Annotated in this window: 2 protein-coding genes; both read right to left on the bottom strand. The window is 63.2% G+C overall.

What is annotated here, in order from left to right; translation table 11 throughout:
- Positions 1-806: sugar ABC transporter permease (locus tag EOA85_RS33605; protein ID WP_164760075.1), on the bottom strand; the 806-nt coding region annotated here is incomplete at its 3' end.
- A 3-nt stretch (positions 807-809) separates the two neighbouring features.
- On the bottom strand, positions 810-2068 hold a 1259-nt coding region (locus tag EOA85_RS33600; RefSeq protein ID WP_164760074.1), incomplete at its 5' end, for an ABC transporter substrate-binding protein.

The following is a 2068-nucleotide window of genomic DNA, read 5'->3' as shown; positions in this document are numbered from 1 at the left end:
TTGTAGGACAGCGTCGACAGCGTTTCGGTCGAATCGGCCGGGCCGCCGCCAGTCAGCACGTAAACGAGGTCGAAGACGCGAAAGGCGTCGAGCGCGCGGAACATGCCGGCGATCAGCAATGTCGGCATCAGCAGCGGCAGACGGATGTACCAGAAGGTGGTCCAGCCTTTTGCGCCATCCATGCGCGCCGCCTCGATCAGCGAATTGGGCACGGTCTGCAGCCCGGTCAAAAGCAATAGCGCCATAAACGGGGTGGTCTTCCAGACATCGGCGATGATAATGGTCATCATTGCCGTGTCGGGCGAGCCGTACCAGTTGATGTTCTGATCGATCAGCCCGGCATGCAGCAGGATATAGTTGATGATGCCGTTCTGGCCGTCGAACAGCCAGCCGAACATCTTGGAGGTGACGACGGTGGGCATCGCCCAGGGCACCAGCATGGCGGCGCGAACCAGGCCGCGGCCCTTGAAGGCCTCGCACAGGATGAGCGCCATGCCGAGCCCGATGACGGTCTCAAGTATCGTGGATACCGTAGTGAACCACATCGTGTGCCACCAGGCATTCCAGAATTGGGCGTCACCCCATAGCTGCACATAGTTGGAGAAGCCCGAGAACTCGTTCTCCTGGGTGATCAGCGAGGTGTTGGTGAGCGAGAGATAAAGTCCGCTGATGATCGGGTAGAAGGAAACCGACGCCAGCGACACGAAAGCCGGTGTCAGCAGGAGCAAAGCCCACAATGAGACTGGAAGCGCCTTGCCAAACCGCCGCGGCCGGCCAATGCCAGAAACAGTGGCCGCCGCGGTCATGGTTCAGCCGACGATCTGGTCGATTTGCGTCGCCAGCGCGTCCATCTCGGCCTGGACGTTGCCTGAGACCAGCGCCTTGGAGATGCCCGACTGCAAGGCCAGCGTCACCTTCGCATATTCGGGCGTGATCGGCCGGGCGGTGGCGCCGGTGAACACTTTCTCGAGGCTGGCCATGAACGGCTGTTCGGTCTTGATCTTCTCGTCCTGGAACAGTGCCGGGCGCGTCGGCGCGAGCCCGAAGTTTAGGGCGATGCGATGCTGGGTTTCGGTCGACGACAGCCAGGTCAGCAACTCGATCGCGGCTTCGCGCTGCTTCGAGTTGGCGTTGACGCCTAGTTGGTAGCCGCCGAGACAGGCCGAGCTCTTGCCGCCGGGGAAGGACGGCAGCGGTGCCACGCCGATTTTGTCCACCACCTGGGAGGCCTTGGCGTCCTGGGCGATCGGATAGACATAGGACCAGTTGCGCATGAACATCGCCTTGCCCGAGGTGAACGGCTGGCGCGATGGCTCCTCGTCCCAGGACAGGACGTCCTGCGGGCTGATCTTGCTCGTGGCGATGGTGCCGTGCAGGAACTGGATCGCGTCGACTGCGGCCTTCTGGTTGATCAGCGATGACTTGCCGTCAGGCGCCAGGATCGCGCCATTGTTGGAGGTGATGATCTCGACCGCGTCGCAGACCAGAACCTCGGCCTGCTTGCCCTGCCAGAGATAGCCGAAATCGACGTCGCCGGCCTTCTGCGCGGCGGCGGCGATGGTCGCCATGTCGGCCCAGTTTTCCGGCACTTTGCCGCCATGCTTTTCAAGCACGTCCTTGCGGTAATAGAACATGCCCGAATCCATGAACCAGGGCAGGGCAGTCAGCTTGCCGTCATAGGTGCAGGCATTGAGGGTCCCGGAGAAGTAGGCGCTGCGCTTGTCTGCCGGAAAGTACTCATCGAGCGGCAGCGCCCAGCCGGCGGCGGCAAAGCCGGCGATCCAGATCACGTCCTGGCTGAAGACGTCGGGCGTGCCGCTACGCCGGGCGAGCTGCTGGACGAGGCCCTGATAGACTTCCGTCGATGAGCTCGGCGGCGGCAGCTCGATGTTCTTGACCAGAACGCGGTCCTGCGATTCGTTGAAGGCCTTGATCAGGTCGCCGAAGGTCTCCTTGCCGAAGAAGGCGGCGCTGGCAAAGCTGATTTCGGCCCGCGACTGCGCGCGAGCCCGGCGAACGCCCAGCCCGGTGCCGAGGCCAAGTGTCGCCGCGCCGAGCAGCCCGGCGC

The sequence above is a fragment of the Mesorhizobium sp. M5C.F.Ca.IN.020.29.1.1 genome (assembly GCF_003997375.1).
GTDB classification, from domain to species: Bacteria; Pseudomonadota; Alphaproteobacteria; order Rhizobiales; family Rhizobiaceae; genus Mesorhizobium; species Mesorhizobium wenxiniae.
The sequence above is the reverse complement of the archived record's forward strand: the minus strand, read 5'-3'. Positions and strand labels throughout refer to the sequence as shown.